The sequence below is a fragment of the Candidatus Omnitrophota bacterium genome (assembly GCA_028699255.1).
In the GTDB taxonomy this organism is placed as follows: Bacteria; Omnitrophota; Gorgyraeia; order 2-01-FULL-45-10; family 2-01-FULL-45-10; genus FEN-1322.
Genome location: JAQVUX010000026.1, coordinates 1 through 4,291 on the forward strand (window position 1 = coordinate 1; position 4,291 = coordinate 4,291).

General features: G+C 50.0%; 1 protein-coding gene. It reads right to left on the reverse strand.

Annotated features, from left to right (window positions below):
* Nucleotides 1-4,291, reverse strand: a 4,291-nt coding sequence (locus PHS46_08605) for a hypothetical protein (GenBank protein ID MDD3906560.1), incomplete at both ends; no start/stop codon positions are given.

Genomic DNA, 4,291 nt, shown 5'->3' on the forward strand with positions numbered 1-4,291 from the left:
AATCGCCGGAGCCGGTGCAATCCACTGAGAGGCCTTTACCCTATTCACAAATAGCGTACCATTTTGGTTATCGCCTTCCACTATAAAATAGAGGTAAGAGACTTTTGCCAGGTTTATTCCGTGAAGGCTCGACGTCGGTATGGACCATATCTTTTCACTGCCAGACTCTATGCCATCCAGATATACTGAAGCTGACGCGCCGGCCTCATCCTTAATCTCAAGTTTGACCCTCTGCGGCGTGCCCTGTACCCCGAATATCAGTTCCGAAAGTCCGCTTAAGTCTTTCGAAGCCGCACCGCCTGATATACCATACGCGAATCCCGCGCCGGCCCATGCGCCTCCGGCAGGAATATTATAAACCATCTTCATTCCTCTATCGCTGGCTTCCAGCGTAGTTATATTAATAAGAGAATTTATGGCGGGGTAATCCACTCCCTGTCCGGGGATATTAATATCCTGACTCGTCAAGGTTGTCGAAGCGGATATCCAGAGAGGATCCGGCGTCCTGCTGATCCATAACACGCCCGTCTTATTCTCGGCCTCTACGACGAATGTTATATATTTAACATGTGTGAGGTCTATGCTTTGCAATAAAGAGACAGGGATCGCAAATATATTTTCTTGATTCGGATCAACCCCTTCAAGATAGACCGAAACAGCATGATTCAGGTTATCCTTAACCTCAACCTTCACCCTGCTATTATTGCCTTTTAAACCTACGATTATATTCTGCATGCCGCTCAAATTCGCTGCCTGGTCATAGACAATGCTTCCGGCCGCCCATCCGCTCTGGATATTAAAATGGTCATAAACCCATCCGGTCCCGGTGTCAACAATATCCTTGAATGCCAGGAAATGCTTTGCCTGTAAAGCCTTGCGCAAGTTTTCCTGCTCGGCGGTTAACGGTACCGCGGCTCCGGACTGATCACTCAAGCTCAAAGCATTTTTATAAAGATTCTTCACTGTATCTATCTTACCGATATCTGTGAAATAATTTTCCACATAATTCCCTACGGTATCTCCCTGTAAGGCCAACACGATCATCGCGTCATCCAGAGCCAGTTTACGGTTGCTCATATTACCGTTGACAGCTATAGCGTCTTTGAAACCAAAGGACGTGTCAGCGCCGACGGCGGCTAACCCATCTAACCAATTTATGGCCAGTGAAGGATCTACAAGATATGCAAGGGCCGAAGCATAAGGCGCGCAAACATTTTCCGAAGCCGGATATGTCGCAAGAGCGGCGACACCGAATTCATCGTATCCGTTTTCAGTATACGGGTCCATCGAGGATGACAACAGCGAAGGCAACCCGTTGGTTCTTGCGAAATAGTCCTGGATAAGAGCAAAGTTCTTCAGAGCGGCTCCGAAGCCGCTTACCGATCCGCCGGCATCTTCCGACCAGCTGGTTTCTTTGAAAAATATGCTTGGTAAGAACGCCTGGAACATGGCGCCGTTGCCCGACTTCAATGTATTCAAGCTGACTCCGCCGTCTATTGAGCAAGTCGCGCTATTCTTTCCTAAATTCGTCCATGTAGCCTGATTTATGTTATTCTGGACTATGCCGAATATAACACCCAGCCTCAGCTCATCAAATATATTATCCGCATAGTAAGGCGTCCCGCTCAAAAATCCCTGAGGAGTGCCGACATTGTTGGAATCTATGTCCAGCGCGAGATACATTTTATTACTGGCCGTATCGACAAGCTTAGTCCAGTCCATTCCGTTAAGTATGGCCTGCGCATCGTTCACAAGCAATTTTATGGGATCAGCAGGATCCGCGCTCGCGTCAGCTTCAGCCTTGTACGCTCCTATAACCGCAGCAAGCGAGGCCGCGAGATTACCATTGTCAGCCTGAGAGATGACATGCACACTCGTATTAGGATCTTTTTGCGGCGTATTGTTCACAAAGACGTATGTATAGTAGAGGCCGTTCCATTTCTGGGCCGCAGGAAGGTCGCTAAGAGCGGTAACGGACTTTGAGAGCATGTCAAACGCCTGCTGCTGACTGACGCCCGCAACCGCCAGATCACCTCTAGCGACAAGTAACCACTGTGTCATGGATAAACCTATGTTTGTCGGCGACGTATATTTACCGATGTCACCCACAGCCGGATTTGTGTCATAAGTAAGCTTAAGCCCGTATTGCGTAACATCGACGTTTGCGGTGACGGTATTATTGTCCGGGAATCTTGCAGTCCCGGGAGAATAAAGATTTTGAGACGGAAGATTTATGTCCTCTGATGTATATATTGTGGATGGTGAAATAAATGCGGGATTGACCATATAATCTATCGCGATATTCCCTGTCTTATTGTCGCCTTCCACTATGACAGCGAGGTTCTTTATATTCGCGAGGTTGACGTTACCTAAGAGAGTCGACACGTCTACAGTGTAGTACTTCATCGCTGTGGAGGATATGTTCGCAAGGTATATGGCGCTATTATTGTTGAGTGAATCGGAGAGCTCGAGCTTTACGGTGGATTCAGTGCCCATCAGGCCTATCACTATCGTCTTACCCGTGAAGTCGCTTGCTACGGTGTAATTTAAGTTAGCGCCTATCCAGCCGCCGTTAGCGCCTGATTTCGTATCGTAGTTATTTATGGCCATGCCGTAGGTGGTCTTCGTTATTACGCCGACGACATCCGTGGGCTTCACTACGGTGGCAGCCGGGTCCGAAAGGCTGTTCACAGGCACGCTCACGTCCGCGGCGGTCTTGGAAGAGTCATTGGAAGATGAGATCGTCTTCGGGGTATAGTCTATGGCTATATCGCCTGTCTTATTATCGCCTTCCACGATTACCGCTATACCTTTTATATTCGCCAGGTTCGCTGTTCCCGAGAGCTTCGACAGGTCTATGGAGTAGTACTGCATGGTTGTGGATGATACGCCGGAGAGATATACGGAGCTCTTATTCGGCGTGGGTGCTGTGTTATCGGATATCTCGAACTTCACGGTGCCTTCGGTGCCCATGACACCTATCACAATGGTCTGGCCTGTAAGGTTCTGGGCGGCAGTGTAACTTAAGTCCGCCCCTATCCAGCCGCCCGAAGCGCCTGACTTCGTGTCGTATCCGTTAATGGCCATGCCGTGCGCGGTCCTTGAGGCGGAACCTACCGCGTCAGAGGGCTTAAGCGCTATGAGCGTCGGGTCGAGCACGCTCGAAGCCGGTATATTCACGTTAATAAGGGTCTTAGTGGGATCCGCCGGGATCGTCGTGGCGTTCTTCGTGTAATCTATCGCGATATTCCCTGTCTTATTGTCGCCTTCCACTATGACAGCGAGGTTCTTTATATTCGCGAGGTTGACGTTACCTAAGAGAGTCGACACGTCTACAGTGTAGTACTTCATCGCTGTGGAGGATATGTTCGCAAGGTATATGGCGCTATTATTGTTGAGTGAATCGGAGAGCTCGAGCTTTACGGTGGATTCAGTGCCCATCAGGCCTATCACTATCGTCTTACCCGTGAAGTCGCTTGCTACGGTGTAATTTAAGTTAGCGCCTATCCAGCCGCCGTTAGCGCCTGATTTCGTATCGTAGTTATTTATGGCCATGCCGTAGGTGGTCTTCGTTATTACGCCGACGACATCCGTGGGCTTCACTACGGTGGCAGCCGGGTCCGAAAGGCTGTTCACAGGCACGCTCACGTCCGCGGCGGTCTTGGAAGAGTCATTGGAAGATGAGATCGTCTTCGGGGTATAGTCTATGGCTATATCGCCTGTCTTATTATCGCCTTCCACGATTACCGCTATACCTTTTATATTCGCCAGGTTCGCTGTTCCCGAGAGCTTCGACAGGTCTATGGAGTAGTACTGCATGGTTGTGGATGATACGCCGGAGAGATATACGGAGCTCTTATTCGGCGTGGGTGCTGTGTTATCGGATATCTCGAACTTCACGGTGCCTTCGGTGCCCATGACACCTATCACAATGGTCTGGCCTGTAAGGTTCTGGGCGGCAGTGTAACTTAAGTCCGCCCCTATCCAGCCGCCCGAAGCGCCTGACTTCGTGTCGTATCCGTTAATGGCCATGCCGTGCGCGGTCCTTGAGGCGGAACCTACCGCGTCAGAGGGCTTAAGCGCTATGAGCGTCGGGTCGAGCACGCTCGAAGCCGGTATATTCACGTTAATAAGGGTCTTAGTGGGATCCGCCGGGATCATCGTGGCGTTCTTCGTGTAATCTACCGCGATATTCCCTGTCTTATTGTCGCCTTCCACTATGACAGCGAGGTTCTTTATATTCGCGAGGTTGACGTTACCTAAGAGAGTCGACACGTCTATGGTGTAGTAC